Here is a 17,399-nt window from a genome sequence, read left to right as displayed (position 1 = left end):
GCCATTTAATTAGACAACTTGAATTAATTTAAGAATTAGAAACGGCCGTAACCTACTACATAACGATCCCAATAACCAGAAAGAGATTGGTACTGAACACGGTTACCAGCAGCATGTAATAATTGACCATTACCAGCATACATTGCTACGTGCGTAATACGGCTGCTACCTACAGAGAAGAATACTAAATCACCAGCTTGTAATTGGCTGCGAGATACCTTATTAGAAGCTGCGTATTGAGCGCCACTTGTACGTGGGATAGATTTGCCAACTTTGTTTTTGTAAACATAGCTAGTGAATCCAGAACAGTCGAAACCGCGTGGTGTTGTACCGCCCCATACATATGGAGTACCTAAAAACTGAGAACCATAAGAAATTAATGCTGAACCGTTGTTAGATGCCTTTTTAACTTTTTTAGATGAAAGATACTTTGCATTCATCCAACCAGATTTACCAGTATATGTACCATAAACCCAAGTTGTACCGTTTACAACTTTTTTAGATGATAATTTAACTTTGTTACCGTTTTTAAGTGTTTTTACAACTTTAGAGTTTACTGTAGCACTAGAGCGCATATTTAGTGATCCGTCACCTGAGTAAACATATTTTGTAGCTGAGTATTGAACTGCTTTAGAAGTAGCAGCAGAAGCATCCGTAGTTGCTCCAAATAAAGATGATAGTGCGATTGCGCCCGTGGCGATTGTTGAGATAACTAATTTCTTAAACATGTGAGTCCTCCAATAAATTCGTTTTTTATGTAATCATTTTGTTTAAATTCGTAAGTAAAAATTAACTATACTAACTTTATAAAAAAACAACACATCAAACAAGGTTAATTCAGTTACAGTTATATTACAGTTATATTACAAAAATACGGTTTAAAGATATTAATATTCAGATAATATAAGTTTTATAGGATGGTTTTCATGTTTTTTTGAGAATTTATGCTTTTTTTTATTATATGTATATAGAAATAGAAAAAATACTGCTGGCGTATATTACACTATGTAATATATGTCGAAGAAAAATAGCCTAATACAAAAAGAGAAACCGCTTTTTAGCGATTCCTCAGCTTTTATTATAAGCGACCATAACCTGCAAAGTGTTCTTTCCAATAACTTTGATAAATACTAGAAATTTCTACGCCGTTATCACCAGAATGAATGAATTGGCCATTACCCATGTAGATACCTAAATGGGTAATACCTGCTGCATACGTATTTTTAAAATAAACAATATCTCCAACCTTCGGAGAACTTACTTTAGTGGATATATTATAATATCCTGCTGCACTGGTACGTACAATTTGTTTACCAGATTGGTTGAATGTGTAATAAATAAAACCAGAACAGTCGAAACCTCTTGGAGTTGTTCCACCCCAAGCATATGGTGTTCCAATAAAACTTTTAGCAATGTTAATGAGGTCATTTTTGTTCGTTGGATTGCTAACTGGTTTTGTATTACTATTTGAACCAGATCCCGTATTTGGTTTTGTTACAGTTACTTTGCCTTTGACTTTAAGTTTTTGTCCAACATAAATGATATTAGTTTTCAGATCATTCAGTTGACGAATATTTTCAACTGTTGTGTTATATTGTGCTGCAATCTTCGCAAGATAATCTCCATTTTTCACAATATATACAGATGTATTTGTAGAAGATGAAGGCTTCGAGTTTTGTAAAGGCTTTTTATTAGGTGTTGTAGTTGATGGTTTTGAAATAGTTGTTACTTTGCCTTTAACTTTAAGTTTTTGTCCAACGTAGATGATATTAGTCTTTAGATTATTCAGTTGACGAATTGAATCGACTGTTGTGTTATATTTCATGGCAATGGCGTATAAATAATCTCCATTTTTAACTGTATAAGTTTTTGAACTAGCTTCTGCATCGGTGTGACCTGCGACCATAACGGCAGCCCCTGCTGCTACAGCTGCATAGAGTGACTTTTTCATTCTAATTTCACGCTCCTTCGAGTCAATACCATTTTTAGTTAATTACCTTTAATAAAATTAACTAAACAAGTTTTTTATGTAATAAAGTATTAAAACATTCAAATGTTTGGTTCAATAGCCTTATATTTGTATTTATTCTAACATAGTCTAAAAGTATTGAGAACGCTATTTTTTTTAGGTGAAATGAATTTTTTTAAAATATTTCAACTCAAATCAAGTTTGATAGTATGCATATTTGATAGTGAAGATGAAAATTAACAATTATAATAAAAATATATCAAGAACGAGGTCTTTTGAACCTACTTTTGAAATATTTGTCACGTACAGTATTTCACATAAAAGTTACATAAAACGGATGGAGAAATACTAGATGGCTGTGGAGTTTCTTCTATTTAAATGTTATTAAGGTTATAAAGAGTAGGGCGAATTCAATGATTGATTTGGTCACTCACTTTGGTGTTCGGGTCACTCAAAGTTCGATTCGGGATATTCACCCGTCTAAACGGGTCACTCGAGAAGGAAAGTGGGTCACTCGCTCGAATGACTTTAATTACTCTCTTTTCGCACTTTCTTCAAGGCTTTTGAGTAATCTAAAAGGACCTGAGTTGTCTATATTTGTGTGAATTCGACCATTCGTATGACGAAACGGGTCACTCGCTTTGGTGTTCGGGTCACTCAAAGTTCGATTCGGGACATTCACCCGTCTAAACGGGTCACTCGAGAAGGAAAGTGGGTCACTCGCCTAGATACTTGCTTCATTCACTCAAAATCATTCCATATAAAAATACCCTCTCAGAAATCTTCCGAAAGGATATTTTCTTATTTATACAAGTGAGTGCTCTGAGACACTTTTCTTTTGTAGTTCATCAATTGAGTACACACGTCCAAGTTCATCTTTATAAACGATATGTTCTTTTGAGAATTTAGTTGGTGAGTCAATACCTGCAGCAGCAGCAACACGGTATAGACCTTCACGTAAGTTTAGAATGTAGTTCGATACGCGATATTTCTTCTCGTCTACAATTAAACCATTTTGTAGTTTCGGATTTGTTGTTGCTACACCAGCTGGACACTCATTTGTATGACATTTTTGAGCCATGATACAACCTACTGAAATCATAAAGCCACGTGCAATGTTAATTAAATCAGCACCTAATGCTAGAATAATGGCTGCTTTATCAGCTGTAATGACCTTACCTGATGCGATAATTTTCACGCGATCACGGACGCCATAACGTACAAGTGCATCTTGTAATAATGGTAAAGCTGTATGAAGTGGTAAACCAACGCTATCAGCTAGTTCTTGATATGTTGCACCTGTACCACCTTCACCACCATCAATTGTGATGAAGTCAGGACTTTGACCAGATTCAGCTATATAACGTGCTAACGAATCGGCATCTTCAGGGCTACCTAGAACAATTTTAATACCAACTGGAAGACCACCAGCTTCACGAATATCATCAATAAAGTTGAATAGTGTAGGGAAGTCATCAAATTGACGGAATCGGTTTGGTGAGTTGATTGTTTTACCAACTTCTACACCACGAATTTCAGCAATTTCAGGTGTTACTTTTTCACCTTCAACGTGACCACCACGTGTTTTTGCACCTTGTGCTAATTTTAATTCAAAAGCTTTTACTTGTGGAATTGCAGCTTTTTCTTTTACTTTTTCAATGTTAAATTCGCCTTCAGGAGTACGGAAACCGAATAAACCTGAACCAATTTGAACGATTAAATCTGCGCCACCTTTTAAATGGTGGGGTGATACGCCACCTTCGCCTGTGTTCATCCAAGAACCCGGGACTTGACCGATACCAGTTGATAATGCTGTGATAGCATTTCGACCTAATGCACCGTAACTCATTGCTGATTGACCGAACATGCCTTTTACATGGAATGGTTCGCGGCAGTTTGGACCTAACACAACTGCGTTTTCATCTGTTAATAACCAAGGTTTCGCATCTACAGGAACGGTATGTTCTTTACGGGAGAATAACTCGTCATGATCGATTACATATTTTTGGGTTTTAACAGGATTACTTTGATCTGCTTGCATCTCTTCAACTTGTTTTGTGAACGTAGCATTACGAATATAAAAACCTGCTTCTTCAAAATTACGTTTTGAACCGAAGCCTATTACACTGCCTAAGTATTTCCCAGGTAATACAATGTGTAAGAATTCTTCACGAGAAAATGGTTTCCCTTTATTGTCATCATCGAAAAGGTATTGACGAAGCTCAGGCCCGATTTTTTCAGTTAAGTAACGTACACGTCCTAATACAGGGAAGTTACGTAAGATAGAGTGTTGTTTTTGTTTGCGGTCTAATAAATAGAAAGCGATTGCAAAAATGATTGGAATAAAAATTACCAAGCTAATAATAACTAATAATACAGTTGTCAACAGATTTTGCGAATCCATTGTGTCACGTCCTTTTCATGTTTTGATTATGTCTATTTTGTGAATGTATATCAATAATGGATTAAATATATCACAATTCGAGATAGATACAACCCCTTTTTATAAAAACTATATAAAAAGAAAAGTCAGATTTTTTACGTCTTTAATGTTTAAAGAAAAAGAGCGGAAAGTAGATTTCACGCTCTTTTCATTTATAGATTATTTTTTCTTCATTATAAGAGAAATAATATAGCCGATAATGGCACCAATTAATGCTGGAATAAACCACCCAAGACCATATTCAGCTAAAGGGATTGCATTTACAAAGTCAGTGTATGCTTTAAATTTAATGCCAGCAGCGCCTAAACCATCATAGATGCTGATGAAAGCAGTGAAGATCATCGCTGTAATATAGACAGGGCGTGCATCATTAAACCATTTTGAAGCAAGAACTAATAGCATTAAAACGATTGCTAATGGGTAAATCGCGAATAGAACAGGCAATGAAATTTTGATTAGTGATGCTAATCCAAAGTTTGCGATACCTGTACTGAAAACAGCAAATATAATAACCCATGTATTGTAGCTAAACTGAGGGAAAATTTTATAGAAAAACTCAGATGAAGCTGTCATCAAGCCGATTGAAGTTGTTAAACAAGCTAAAATGATTACGATTGTTAATAGTACATTCCCGAATGAACCATATAATTCATAAGCTGACTTTGTAATAATTTCTGTACCTGAACCGATGAAACCGATTGTTTGAACAGAAGAAGAACCGATGTAACCAAGTGACACATATACAAGCGCTAAACCAATTGCTGCAACAAAAGCAGCGAAGATTGTGATTTTTACAACAGCAGGACGATGTGTAATATTTTTACCCTTTAATGCTTGAACAATAACAATACCGAAAATTAAAGCGGCTAAAAAGTCCATTGTTAAGTAACCTTGTTTAAAGCCTTCACCGAAAGGACTCGATACATAACCTTCAACAGCTTTACCTGGACCAGCCATTGGTGTAACGATCGCTTTAATAGCTAATGTCGCAATAACGATTAATAAAGCAGGCGTTAATACACGTCCAACCGAGTCAATTAATTTGCTTGGCTTCAATGCAAAGAACATTGTAACTGTAAAGAAGATGATTGTGAAAACAAGTAAAGGCCAATGTGCATTCGCTGTTGCTTCTGATAAGTATGGTTTTACACCTAATTCGTAAGAAACTGTACCTGTACGCGGCATCGCGAAAAATGGGCCGATTGCTAAATAGACAATCGCTGTAAAGATGATACCGAATTTTGGACTGATACGGCTTGCCATATCTTGTAGTTCACCACCTGATTTTGCAACCGTGATTACACCAAGTAATGGAAGACCTACACCTGTTACTAGAAAGGCAATCATCGCGATGACAAAGTGATCACCCGATTTTTGACCTAATTCTGGTGGGAAGATGATATTACCCGCACCTAAGAATAGTGCGAATAACATGAAACCTACTGAGATTTTTCCCCATAGGGACAATGTTTGATTTTGCATATACAGAACTCCTTTTCCGAAAAAAAAAACTTAAATAATTTATAATTACGAAATATTTGTTTTTATCTGAAAATTCAAATTACAGATGGAAAACTAACTTAAATATACTAACATGAAAATGACCTAAAGGAAATGAAAACTTTATCTTGCAAACATATTTTACGTTTTAAAGAAGTAATTGTGTCTGTTAAATAGAAAAAAGAAGCATTTTAAAGGCTTGTAACGTTGATGTAAAAGGTATGTTAAGGTCTTGTAATTCTCCACTTAATTCCAAATACCTATGGTAATGTAGTGAATATGGAGGTGTGCGAGATGCACGTGTGGAAAAAACTACCCATTTATAAAAAATATTTATTTGCAGTAAGTGTAACAATTCTTTTATTCGCGGTTATGACGATTCTGTTAGTTGGTCAAATTATCGAAAATCGAAAATGGTCCAATGAGTTAAATGAATTATCAACAGAAGTGAATCATTTAGAAAGTCTCTCAAAAGGATATGCGACATTGTACATCGCCATCAATCATTATGTAGGTGATCCGTTACCAAGTTTTGAAGAAGATTATCAGAAAGCAAAAGAGAAGGTGCAGCAAAAAATCAAAAATGTACAGTCCATGAGACAAGAGGAAATGCAATCGGTGTTACAGACAATGGATGATTTATACGAAAATCGTTTAAAAAAATCCGTTGAGAAAAAAGATAACATTGCAAAAAGAAGACAATTGAATTCAGTATATTATACATATAATCAGTTTGATGAAAAAATTATGAAGGAAACAGAAGCTTTATCGAAAGAACGTGTTTACATTGTAAAGCAAATGCAAACTTCCCAACAAAGTACACTTGTATTATTAATCGGATCCTTTCTGATTGCAATTTGCGTATCGTTCCTTCTTTTATTTATAACAAACCGACAAATTAAATTGCAATTAAAAAGTTTGTCAAATTCTGCTAAAAATGTAGCAGAAGGTAATTTACGTATTGCAGATGTACCGGTTGAAACACAGGATGAACTAGGTGACGTAACAGCCGCTATGAATCATATGAAGGAACAATTGAAGGATACACTTCGAATGATTCAATTTGGTGCTGTGGAGATTTCGCAACATACAAGAGAGTTGAAAGACATAACGCGAGCATCTTATGATGGTTCTGAGAATATGGAACTTCGTTTAAGTGAGGTACTTGCGGAATCGCAAGAGCAGCAAGCAACTTCAGAGGCAATTATTCATTTTGTTACGCATTTTTCAGAGAGTTTAGAAGATATGATTGGGCGTTTAGATGAATTGACGACAAGTGCTGTTACAACTGTGAAACATGCAAGAGTAAGTAATGAGTCGATGCACCATTCAGTTCAGACGATGTTTAAGTTGCAACATTTAGTCGGTGAAGCAGACGAAGAACGCCGCATATTAGAAGAAAGAATGACGGATATCGTACGCGTGTCAAATAGTGTAAAAGAGATTTCACGTCAAACACATTTACTGGCATTAAATGCAGAGATTGAAGCAGCACGTGCTGGTGAAAGTGGGAAAGGTTTTGCTGTAGTGGCAACTGAAGTACGCAATTTAGCAGAGCAAGTGAATGTAGCAGCGCAACATATTCAAAATGTATCCCAAGAAATTCATGCGCAAGGTGCACGCATGGCAGAAACATTCGAGAAAAGTTTAGCGTGTTCGCATGATACATTGGGAGCTGTAGAGAAAACATCTAATAATATGAAGAAAATTATGGAAGGGTTAGAGACATCACAATATCATTTCACTGCAATAGAAGAAAATGTTCAAACAATTGAGCGAGAAAAAGAACAGGCAGTCGAATTAATTGAGCAATTAGGTGATACGTTAAAACGTAGTACGCATCAAATTGAAGAAACGAATCAGCTCGTACAAGAGAATAAGCAACAACATTCAACCGTTCTATATGAGGTGGGGCAAGTTTATGAAAAGGTGCAGGAGATGCAAAAATCAACTGAACGTTTTTCAATATAAGGTTTCATTTTTTAAAAAAGTAGGTATTGAAAGGAAATAAGGGAATTTATGAGTGCTTCTAAGTAGTTTTTAGCTTTTATATAAAATGATGCGAAGAAGCACTTCTTTTATTGCAACCTCTTTAAAAATGTAAGCGTCTTATTGAATAGGACATACTATAGTTAGAAATAAATAGTAGACACTATTCTCTTTTTTAAATTTCATGCTATAATACAGTGTATTTAGAATTACATTAAAATGAACTGTTGGTATAGAACAGTTTTTCATTATATAAGGAGGAAGGGTATGAGCTACCTCGCGTTGATTGCAGCTTTTGTTGCATCTGTATTACTAACTCCACTCGTTAAAAAGCTTGCATATCGCGTTGGTGCCGTCGATCGACCAAACTATCGTAAAGTGCATGCTAAAATCATGCCACGATTGGGTGGTCTTGCAATATTCCTCGCGTTTTTAATAGGTGTATTAATTTATCGACCTGAAAATGATGCGATGATTCCAATCTTAATTGCAAGTTTCATTATCATTTTAACGGGTGTTTTAGATGATATGCTCGAGATTTCAGCGAAGTCAAAATTCTTAGGTCAGACGATTGCAGCAGCAATTGTCATTTTCTTTGGAGATATTCAACTCGCATCAATTAACTTGCCATTCGGTGGCGAATTAGATTTTGGTTATTTAAGTATTCCGTTAACATTAATTTGGATTGTTGGGATTACGAATGCGATTAACTTAATTGATGGGCTAGATGGTCTAGCAGCCGGTGTGTCAACGATTGCATTATTAACACTCGCTGCCATGGCATTCATTATGAATGATGTATTTGTTCTTATGATGGCGCTAATTTTAGCAGCTAGTTCATTCGGATTCTTATTTTATAATTTCCATCCAGCGAAGATTTTCATGGGGGACACAGGTGCATTATTCCTTGGTTTTATCATTTCTGTATTAGCCTTACTTGGATTTAAAAATGTTACATTCGTTTCATTAATTATTCCTATTATTATGTTAGGTGTACCGATTTCTGATACATTCTTTGCTATTGTGCGTCGTTTATTAAATAAACAACCGCCTTTCCAACCAGATAAATCACATTTACATCATCGATTATTAAGCATTGGTTTTACACATCGCCAAACGGTCTTAATTATCTATGGAATTGCTGCGATGTTCGGTTTAGCAGCCATTATCTTCTCTATGGCTAAGTTATGGGGAGCAATCTTACTCGGTATTATTTTATTACTTGTAATTGAATTATTTGTAGAAGTAATTGGACTAGCAGGAGCGAAATACCGCCCACTACTCAATCTCGTTAAAAAAAAATAAAAAAATGAGTAACTAAAGGTTTTCAGCAGAATGATTCTGTTGGAAACCTTTTTTAGTGGATTAAATTAACTATTCCAGTGTGAAAACGAGCATTGATGTGGCGGAACGGGTCACTGGTAGAGGGAGTTGGGTCACTCGTCGTTTGATTCGGGACATTCGAGGGAGAAAACGGGACATTCGAGGGTGAAAATGGGTCACTCGAACAAAAGACTTGAGTTGCTCCCTTACTGTACTTTCTTCAAGGTATTTGAGTAATTCCAAAGTACTTGAATTAACTCGTCTAGTGTGAAAACGAACATTCGTGTGGCGAAACGGGTCACTGGCAGAAGAAGTTGGGACACTCGTTGTTCGATTCGGGACATTCACTCGTTGAAACGGGACATTGGAGGGCGAAAATGGGTCACTCGAACAAAAGACTTGAGTTGCTCCCTTACTGTACTTTCTTCAAGGCTTTTGAGTAATTCCAAAGTACTTGAATTAACTCGTCTAGTGTGAAAACGAGCATTCGTGTGACGAAACGGGTCACTGGCAGAAGAAGTTGGGACACTCGTTGTTTGATTCGGGACATTCACTCGTTGAAACGGGACATTCGAGGGTGAAAACGGGACACTCGCCCGACCTTCAAAAACCATAAAAAAGCATGTGTACAAAATGTACACACGCCAATCATTTCATTAATTGTTATCACTATAAGAGTTTGAGCTATAGTTTTGTCCACCATTACTATTCCCGCTATAGTTTGAATAACTACCATCTGATGGATTTTCACTCTGTTCTTTCGTTCCGGCTACGCCGTTATCAGTAGTGGTAGATTCGCCATCAGTCGCATTCGTTGTTGTTGAATTGCTTGCATTCCCACCTTTATTACTATGAGAATCTAAACTTTGATCAGGTGTTAAACCAAGTTGTTTTTGAAGTTGTTGACGTACATTTAATACGCTCTCATCATTCAATTTAAAGTAGTAAACACCAGTTGACATGTCATTTGTTCCTTCTAATTTAAGTGATGAGATTTTAGGCATCCCATCTTTTAAATAAGAGAAGAATGACTTCATCTCATCGAATTTCATATTTGTTGTCATGTTGTCACCAATTGCTGTTAGTAAAGCATCATATTTTGTGAAAGATGAAACAGAGGTTGCTTTTTTCGCAATTGCTTCTAAAATCATTTGCTGACGTTCACCGCGCTTAAAGTCATCGTCATAATGGCGTGTACGTGCTAAAGCAAGTGCTTCACGACCATTTAATGTTTGAACACCCGGTTGTAAATGAACTGTACGTTTATCATTTTCATCTAACTCGTCTAATTTGTAAGGTACATCGACTTCAATACCATCTAGTGCATCAACGATTTGAATAAATGCATCAAAATTCAATTCAAAATAATAATCGACAGGAATATTTAATAAATTCTCGACAGAATCAATCGTTGAAAGAATACCTGTTGAATCTGTATGCGCATGTGTAATTTTATCTTGGTATTTAAACGCAGGAATATACACATAAGAATCACGAGGAATGCTCAATAGTTTTACGCTATGATCCTTATTGTTGAGTGTAGCGAGCATCAATGAGTCTGAGCGTGAATGGGTATTTCCTTGCCCACGTTTTTCACTATCATCTACACCTGCAAATAGAATTGAAATATTATCTTCAAGCGGTTTTACTTGTTCTGTTCGTAATTCAGATTTCACGCGACCGTTATTATCATAAGCTTTATCTGCCGCTTTTTTACCTACATAATATAAATAGGCAAGGTAAGAGCCTGCAACGAGTAAGGCAATCAATAAAATAATTAAGGTTACTTTTAAAATACCGCCACTCTTTTTTTGTTTCTTTTTGACGTGACTTTTGTAAACCTGTCTTTTTCTTGGCATAAAAGTTCTCCTTTAAAAATAGTCTTCATCGTACTCATGTCTTCTAGGTTGTAAGACGCTATTGTTTTTTAAATGGTTGCTTGCCAAATAAAATCAGACAATGATTTTTATTATACTATGTTTTTGCTGAAAATTAAAATTCTAAAAAGCGCTCTTCTATAACGGAGATAGTACATTGTCCACTTGTTAAATTTGTCATCCATTCTCTAAATGTATCTTCTTGAAAACGATCAACGAATACAAAGAAATCGACGCCTTCCATATAGACAATATCATCTAATATATAATCAGATTGTCTAATTTCATTTTCGATTTTACCTAGTAATGTGTAATCAACTGATACCTTCATTTTTTTGTGTAATTTTCGTTCGACAATTTGAGCTGCTTCTAATCCTTGTGAAGTCGCTTTACCATATGCACGAACTAATCCACCAGCACCTAATTTTATACCACCATAGTATCTAGTCACGACAACAACACAATCTTTTAATCCTTGTTTTTTTAAAACATCGAGCATTGGAACACCGGCTGTACCACTCGGCTCACCATCATCGTTTGCTTTTTGAATTTGATCATGTTCACCAATTAAGTAAGCAGAACAGTTGTGTGTAGCACTACTATGCTCTTTTTTTATGTGTTGAATGAACGCTAAAGCCTCTTCTTCTGTTTCAACTCTGGTACAATGTGCTATAAATCTTGATTTCGAAATAATGAGTTCTTTAGTCCCTAAAGACTTAAGTGTTCTATAATTTTCTCTCATTTTGTTTCCTCCTTGTTAAAAAAATAGTAGGCCCCTTTAAAATGTCATTGGTTTGAAAAATATTTTATATATAGTTTTGACACAAAAATGTTATAATTGAATAGACAGTGCGAATTATTATAAATATAATTAACTAATTCAACCTAAAGACTAAGAATTGTAATGTAGCATGATTTATAAGGAGTATGGATATGACACAAGACAAATTCGATATAAAGTCACTTGATTTAGTATTTAATCGAATGGTAAAAACGATTGATGAATCAAAACATGATATTTTCACAATTAGCGAACAAAGCCGTCGCTCATTTGAAGAAATGAAACTCGAGCTAGATGATATTCGTCATAAAATAAAGAATATCATAGAAGAGAACGATTTATTAGAAAAAAGATCAAAACATGCGCGTCAATATTTAGCAGAAGTATCAAGAAACTTTAATTCCTATACGGAAGAACAAGTACGAGTTGCATATGAGGAAGCTAACAAGATTCAAATTCGTCATTCAGTGGTACAAGCTGAAGAAAAGACGTTACGTGAACGTCGAGATGACTTGGAACGACGTATGCGTAGTCTTCTTGACACAATTGAAAAAGCAGACCATCTAGTAAATCAAGTGAATGTTGTGTTAAATTACTTAACGTATGATTTAAAACACGTAGGTCCGGCTTTGGAAAATGCTAAGTTGAAAGAAAGCTTTTCCATTAAGATTATTGAAGCAACAGAAGAAGAACGCAAGCGAATCTCACGCGAAATTCATGATGGTCCCGCTCAAATGCTTGCAAATGTACTTTTACGAACAGATTTGATCAACCGTACATATGATGAAAAAGGTGTAGAAAAAGCGCTAGAAGAGATTCTTTCGTTAAAAGGAATGGTTCGCGATGCATTACACGAAGTAAGACGAATTATTTACGACTTACGCCCAATGGCATTAGATGATTTAGGCATCGTGCCAACACTAAAAAAATATTTGCACTCAGTAGAAGAATATAATCCAAGCACTAAAGTTCATTTTTCTTCAATTGGTGAGGCGATTCGTTTAAAAACCAATTATGAAGTGGCTGTATTCCGTCTTGTACAAGAATGTGTAAATAATGCAATGAAGCATGGTCAGGCTACAGAAATTTTAGTTACGTTTATTTGGAAAAAAGATCATGTTGTCATGTCAATTAAAGATAACGGCACAGGATTCAATCCAGAAGAAAGTAAAGAAGGTTCATTTGGAATTATCGGTATGCGTGAGCGTGTAGAGTTATTAAGTGGTAAAATGGAATTAAACTCCGCACCACAACAAGGAACCGTTGTATTAGTAACGATTCCGCTTGATAAAAAGAAGTAAATATAAATATATGATTTCGTTTCTATAGGAGGAACAGTAACATGACAAAAATAGTTATTATAGATGATCACCAACTATTCCGTGAGGGAGTAAAAAGAATACTTGATTTCGAAAGTACTTTTGATGTGATTGCAGAAGGTGACGATGGTGTCGATGCACTTCGTTTATACGAAGAATATTCACCAGATGTCATTCTAATGGATATTAACATGCCTCAAATGAATGGTATTGAAGCAACAGAGCAACTAATTGCGAAATATCCAGAAGCAAAAGTAATTATGCTGTCTATTCATGATGATGAATCATACGTATCACACGCATTAAAATCAGGTGCATTGGGTTATATGTTAAAAGAAATGGATGCCGATGAGATTGTTGGTGCGATTAAAATCGTAGCTAAGGGTGGTTCATATCTACATCCAAAAGTAACACGTAACTTAGTAGCAGAATACCGTCGTTTAAGTGAACGTGAAAATAAAGGTAACTTCCATCAAACAGAAATTCGTCGTCCATTCCACTTACTAACAAAACGTGAGTGTGAAGTACTACAATTATTAACAGATGGTCAAAGTAACCGTGCAATCGGAGAATCATTATACATCTCTGAAAAAACAGTTAAAAACCACGTATCAAGTATCTTACAAAAAATGAACGTTAATGACCGTACACAAGCTGTTGTAACAGCAATCAAAAATGGTTGGGTAGAAGTCCGTTAATTATTAGATGAAAACTCGAAGCAGTGATTTGCTGTTTCGAGTTTTTTTATTTGCAGTTTAAAGGGCAACTTTTTTGACAAGAAATCGTTCTATGAAGTACATTAATCGGAGTGAAAAATATAAGATTGTGTATAAGTTCCATGCTACAATAACCTGGGGGGTTAGGAAATGTCATTTAAGCATATTACATTAGCGATATTTTGTGTCTTATTGCTTTCTGCATGCAGTAGCGAATCTTCAAAGCAGACAGAGTCGTCTTCAACAGCAGTAGATACAACACAAGAAAATCGTAATGAAGATATGACAGTTTCACAAAACGATCCAATGTCTGAAGAACAACAATCATCTGTTGTTTCACATAAAGAACAAGCTAGTCAAAAACAAGAGTCCGTAAAAGAAAAAACAGAAACACCTGAAAATACATCACCAACACAAGAAGAAGTAAAGCAACCTGTTCAGCAAAAAGAACCTTCTAAAAAAGATGGTATTGAAGGGAATAATGAAAATGTTGAGCCTGTAGGATATTCGGTTGTAGAAGGTGATGTAGACGAAGCAGAAGATATTCCGAAGCAAGATCAGATGAATATCTTAGCAGCCTTTAATGAATATATTGATGCATTTAACAATCAAGATTTAAGTCGTTATGAACGGGTGTTAGCACGAAATCCTGAAGGCTTTGATCTTCAAGAAGACTTAATGAATACAAAAAATATTTTCGAAAACTTTGATATGAAGCGTACAGCATCAAATATTACAATCACCAATTACACTGGGAATCGTGCAAATGTGTATGCAGATATTTTAGTCGAAGTCACACAAAATGATAGTGAAGTAAGCGATGAAGGTAAGCAACTAACGCAATTTGTAAAAGAGAGTTCAGGTTGGAAAATCACTTCATTACAAGCAATTGGAAGTGCAGCAAACCAAGGGCAATAATGGACTTTGGGACCATTTATTTGAAGGATGGTCTCTTTTTTTTATTTCCATTTACGTCATAAATCTTATAAAATAGATTGAGTAGGAGAGTGAACGGAACTATGACAACAGCAATCGTAACAGATAGCACGGCCTATCTAACGAAGGAAGAACGAGAAGCATACAACATCCATATGGTGCCACTGAGTGTCATCATTGATGATAAAAGTTATGAAGAAGAAGTAACGATTACGATGAGCGAGTTTTATGATCGTGTACGTAATGAAAAAAAATTACCAAAAACAACGCAACCACCAATCGGTAAATTTGTTGCGAAATTTGAGGAACTTGCAAAAGAATATGATGAAGTCGTAACAATCCATCTATCAAGTGGGATTAGTGGTACATATCAAGGCGCATTACAAGCAGGTGAAATGGTTGAAGGAATCGATGTTTATGGTTTTGATAGCGAAATCGCTTGTGCTGTGCAAGGATTCTTTGTTATTCATGCAGCAAAATTAGCGGCAGAAGGTAAAAATGCGAAAGAAATTATTGCTGAATTAGAGAAAATGCGTACTTCTATGCAAGCATACTTCATTGTAGATGATTTAGCGCATTTGCAGCGCGGTGGCCGTTTATCAGCAGGAGCTGCTTTAATTGGCGGTTTACTACAAATTAAACCCGTATTACATTTTGAAAATAAAGTCATTGTGCCATTTGAAAAAATTCGTACGCGTAAAAAAGCAATCAAACGTACAGAAACGATGCTAGATGAAGCCATTCAAAAACATGGAGCTTTAGATGTAGCGATTATTCATGGGAATTGTGAAGAAGAGGCAACAGCGTGGCTGCATGATTTAGCTGCACGTTATCCAGATTCTTCATTCAAGATGAGCTATTTCGGTCCTGTAATTGGGACCCATTTAGGTGAAGGGTCGATTGGTATCGGTTGGTTCAAAAAATAATGAATGGGTAAAAAATCACTTTATTTTTCCAAAATAATGGGTAAAGAAGGGCATAAATACGGCTTTCTAAATATATTTGTCGAATGATACTATAGTATTCTACAATCATCCATGTTAAGATTAACTTACTAAACAATATTCTACATGAAGCACCTAGACAACTCGTTCTAGGTGCTTTTTTAGTGCCATAAGGAGGCTAGCCATGCGTAAATTACGTCGCTGCCTACATACAAAAACCCCCCTTAAAACCCCTCTTTACGATTTGAAAATACAACAATTTTTACAAGGAAGAATTTGGATTGAAGAAGAACTACCTTTTTTACAAGATATAATGCGCTACCATAATACGCAACGCTGGATCATCAAAACCCCTGGTATTCAACAAAAACAGTGTATGCGCTGTCATAGTAAAAGACTCCATGAATTCTTATGTAAACAGTGTGAAGGGCATTGCGCGTATTGTTTAAACTGCTTAAAAATGGGCAGAGTAAGTAATTGTACGAATTTAATAAGCTGGTGTGGTCCAACGTATAAAAATTATATAGCTGAACTATGCATGACGTGGACTGGAACGCTAACAGATTCGCAACAGCGAGTTGTGAAAGAATGTACAGCACATGAAAAAGACCATTTAATTCATGCTGTCACAGGTGCGGGCAAAACAGAGATGCTTTTTCCGATTATAGAAGATGCATTAAAGAAGGGGAAGCGAGTTTGCATCGCGACACCTAGAACGGATGTCGTATTGGAACTTATGCCGCGAATACAACAAGCTTTTTCGACTATTCCTGTACAGGCTTTCTACGGCGGAAGTGGCTTTTCACTCATGTATAGTCCGTTAATCATCGCAACAACACATCAACTTTTACGCTTTCAACAAGCTTTTGATTTAATTTTAGTCGATGAAGCAGATGCGTTCCCTTACACCTATGATGAAGCGTTACAATTCGCTGTCAAAAAAGCACTAAAGGATACGGGAAGAACGATTTTAGTAACGGCGACACCTACTAAAAATGAACGACAAAAATATGAAAAACAGCAAACCTATTCTTTTTTATCGCGACGTTTTCATGGTTTTGATTTACCTGTACCACGTTTTGTTGCTTTATTCTCGTATAAAAAGTCTTTTCGTAAGAACCACATTCCAAAACGATTGAGCGATTGGGTGGAGTCGTGCATTACTAAACAGCAACCATTCCTACTATTTTTTCCTACAATCGAATTAATGGAGAGCGCAGCACCACTCTTTCAACAACTACATGAGAATCTGCATGCTGTTCATGCGAGTGATGATTATCGAAAAGAACGTGTACAAGCGCTAAGAGATGGTAATGTACCAGGGCTTTTAACGACGACGATTTTAGAGAGAGGTATTACGATTGCGAATTTACAAGTAGCAGTGCTAGGAGCAGATGAGACTATTTTTAATGCGAGTGCGCTTATTCAAATTAGCGGTCGTGCAGGGCGGTCGAAAGAGTATCCTACAGGAGACGTCTGTTTTTTTCACGCAGGTATCACGCGACAGATGGATTTAGCTCGAAATGAAATCATCCGTTTGAATCGTGAGGAGGTAATTAAACAGTTAGAATAAATATATAAATATATATAAAAAACTATTGA

The 17,399-nt window shown here is 35.8% G+C and carries 13 protein-coding genes; 7 read left to right on the top strand and 6 right to left on the bottom strand.

The features are described from left to right. Positions 1-35: 35 nt before the first annotated feature. The 4 genes from KGI01_RS11340 to brnQ form a co-directional block, all read right to left on the bottom strand. Complete coding sequence (locus KGI01_RS11340; RefSeq protein WP_141274768.1) at positions 36-728, bottom strand: C40 family peptidase; 693 nt, start codon at positions 726-728, stop codon at positions 36-38. Positions 729-1,078: 350 nt separating this feature from the next. Further along, positions 1,079-1,951, bottom strand: coding sequence for a C40 family peptidase (locus KGI01_RS11335; protein WP_141274767.1), 873 nt, complete (start codon positions 1,949-1,951; stop codon positions 1,079-1,081). 823 nt (positions 1,952-2,774) lie between these two features. Next, positions 2,775-4,373, bottom strand: a complete 1,599-nt coding sequence (locus KGI01_RS11330) for an FMN-binding glutamate synthase family protein (protein WP_141274766.1) — start codon at positions 4,371-4,373, stop codon at positions 2,775-2,777. Between the two features lie 198 nt (positions 4,374-4,571). Then, entirely contained in the window at positions 4,572-5,894 is a 1,323-nt protein-coding gene (gene brnQ / locus KGI01_RS11325; RefSeq protein WP_141274765.1) for a branched-chain amino acid transport system II carrier protein, read from the bottom strand. A 312-nt stretch (positions 5,895-6,206) separates the two neighbouring features. On the opposite strand from brnQ, the gene KGI01_RS11320 reads away from it, so the two are divergent. Together KGI01_RS11320 and KGI01_RS11315 are read left to right on the top strand one after the other, a co-directional pair. Continuing rightward, on the top strand, positions 6,207-7,883 hold the full coding sequence (locus KGI01_RS11320; RefSeq protein WP_170214784.1) for a methyl-accepting chemotaxis protein: 1,677 nt from the start codon (positions 6,207-6,209) through the stop codon (positions 7,881-7,883). 285 nt (positions 7,884-8,168) lie between these two features. Continuing rightward, complete coding sequence (locus KGI01_RS11315) at positions 8,169-9,206, top strand: glycosyltransferase family 4 protein (RefSeq protein WP_068455627.1); 1,038 nt, start codon at positions 8,169-8,171, stop codon at positions 9,204-9,206. 674 nt (positions 9,207-9,880) lie between these two features. Here the strand turns inward: KGI01_RS11315 and KGI01_RS11310 are convergent. Both KGI01_RS11310 and KGI01_RS11305 read right to left on the bottom strand, forming a co-directional pair. Further along, positions 9,881-11,083 (bottom strand): LCP family protein, encoded by a 1,203-nt coding sequence (locus tag KGI01_RS11310; protein ID WP_141274763.1) that lies wholly within the window; start codon positions 11,081-11,083, stop codon positions 9,881-9,883. Positions 11,084-11,216: 133 nt separating this feature from the next. Beyond that, positions 11,217-11,843: a YigZ family protein gene (locus KGI01_RS11305; RefSeq protein WP_141274762.1), complete on the bottom strand. Its 627-nt coding sequence runs from the start codon at positions 11,841-11,843 to the stop codon at positions 11,217-11,219. Positions 11,844-12,034: 191 nt separating this feature from the next. Here KGI01_RS11305 and KGI01_RS11300 point away from each other — a divergent pair, with 191 nt between their 5' ends. From KGI01_RS11300 to KGI01_RS11280, 5 genes are all read left to right on the top strand, one after another. Next, positions 12,035-13,183, top strand: coding sequence for a sensor histidine kinase (locus KGI01_RS11300; protein WP_141274761.1), 1,149 nt, complete (start codon positions 12,035-12,037; stop codon positions 13,181-13,183). A 41-nt stretch (positions 13,184-13,224) separates the two neighbouring features. Next, complete coding sequence (locus KGI01_RS11295; RefSeq protein ID WP_068455618.1) at positions 13,225-13,899, top strand: response regulator; 675 nt, start codon at positions 13,225-13,227, stop codon at positions 13,897-13,899. 168 nt (positions 13,900-14,067) lie between these two features. Beyond that, complete coding sequence (locus KGI01_RS11290; protein WP_141274760.1) at positions 14,068-14,835, top strand: nuclear transport factor 2 family protein; 768 nt, start codon at positions 14,068-14,070, stop codon at positions 14,833-14,835. A gap of 101 nt (positions 14,836-14,936) precedes the next feature. Next, on the top strand, positions 14,937-15,779 hold the full coding sequence (locus tag KGI01_RS11285) for a DegV family protein (RefSeq protein ID WP_141274759.1): 843 nt from the start codon (positions 14,937-14,939) through the stop codon (positions 15,777-15,779). A 202-nt stretch (positions 15,780-15,981) separates the two neighbouring features. Further along, complete coding sequence (locus KGI01_RS11280) at positions 15,982-17,370, top strand: ATP-dependent helicase ComFA (protein ID WP_141274758.1); 1,389 nt, start codon at positions 15,982-15,984, stop codon at positions 17,368-17,370. Positions 17,371-17,399 lie beyond the last annotated feature (29 nt).

The organism is Kurthia gibsonii (genome assembly GCF_006539985.1).
GTDB lineage: Bacteria > Bacillota > Bacilli > Bacillales_A > Planococcaceae > Kurthia > Kurthia gibsonii.
The sequence above is the reverse complement of the archived record's forward strand: the minus strand, read 5'-3'. Positions and strand labels throughout refer to the sequence as shown.

What these genes read in the sequence shown, in the direction of transcription:
- KGI01_RS11340 (WP_141274768.1), bottom strand. Translation starts at nt 728, where the DNA reads ATGTTTAAGAAATTAGTTATCTCAACAATCGCCACGGGCGCAATCGCA.
- KGI01_RS11335 (WP_141274767.1), bottom strand. Translation starts at nt 1,951, where the DNA reads ATGAAAAAGTCACTCTATGCAGCTGTAGCAGCAGGGGCTGCCGTTATG.
- KGI01_RS11330 (WP_141274766.1), bottom strand. Translation starts at nt 4,373, where the DNA reads ATGGATTCGCAAAATCTGTTGACAACTGTATTATTAGTTATTATTAGC.
- brnQ (WP_141274765.1), bottom strand. Translation starts at nt 5,894, where the DNA reads ATGCAAAATCAAACATTGTCCCTATGGGGAAAAATCTCAGTAGGTTTC.
- KGI01_RS11320 (WP_170214784.1), top strand. Translation starts at nt 6,207, where the DNA reads ATGCACGTGTGGAAAAAACTACCCATTTATAAAAAATATTTATTTGCA.
- KGI01_RS11315 (WP_068455627.1), top strand. Translation starts at nt 8,169, where the DNA reads ATGAGCTACCTCGCGTTGATTGCAGCTTTTGTTGCATCTGTATTACTA.
- KGI01_RS11310 (WP_141274763.1), bottom strand. Translation starts at nt 11,083, where the DNA reads ATGCCAAGAAAAAGACAGGTTTACAAAAGTCACGTCAAAAAGAAACAA.
- KGI01_RS11305 (WP_141274762.1), bottom strand. Translation starts at nt 11,843, where the DNA reads ATGAGAGAAAATTATAGAACACTTAAGTCTTTAGGGACTAAAGAACTC.
- KGI01_RS11300 (WP_141274761.1), top strand. Translation starts at nt 12,035, where the DNA reads ATGACACAAGACAAATTCGATATAAAGTCACTTGATTTAGTATTTAAT.
- KGI01_RS11295 (WP_068455618.1), top strand. Translation starts at nt 13,225, where the DNA reads ATGACAAAAATAGTTATTATAGATGATCACCAACTATTCCGTGAGGGA.
- KGI01_RS11290 (WP_141274760.1), top strand. Translation starts at nt 14,068, where the DNA reads ATGTCATTTAAGCATATTACATTAGCGATATTTTGTGTCTTATTGCTT.
- KGI01_RS11285 (WP_141274759.1), top strand. Translation starts at nt 14,937, where the DNA reads ATGACAACAGCAATCGTAACAGATAGCACGGCCTATCTAACGAAGGAA.
- KGI01_RS11280 (WP_141274758.1), top strand. Translation starts at nt 15,982, where the DNA reads ATGCGTAAATTACGTCGCTGCCTACATACAAAAACCCCCCTTAAAACC.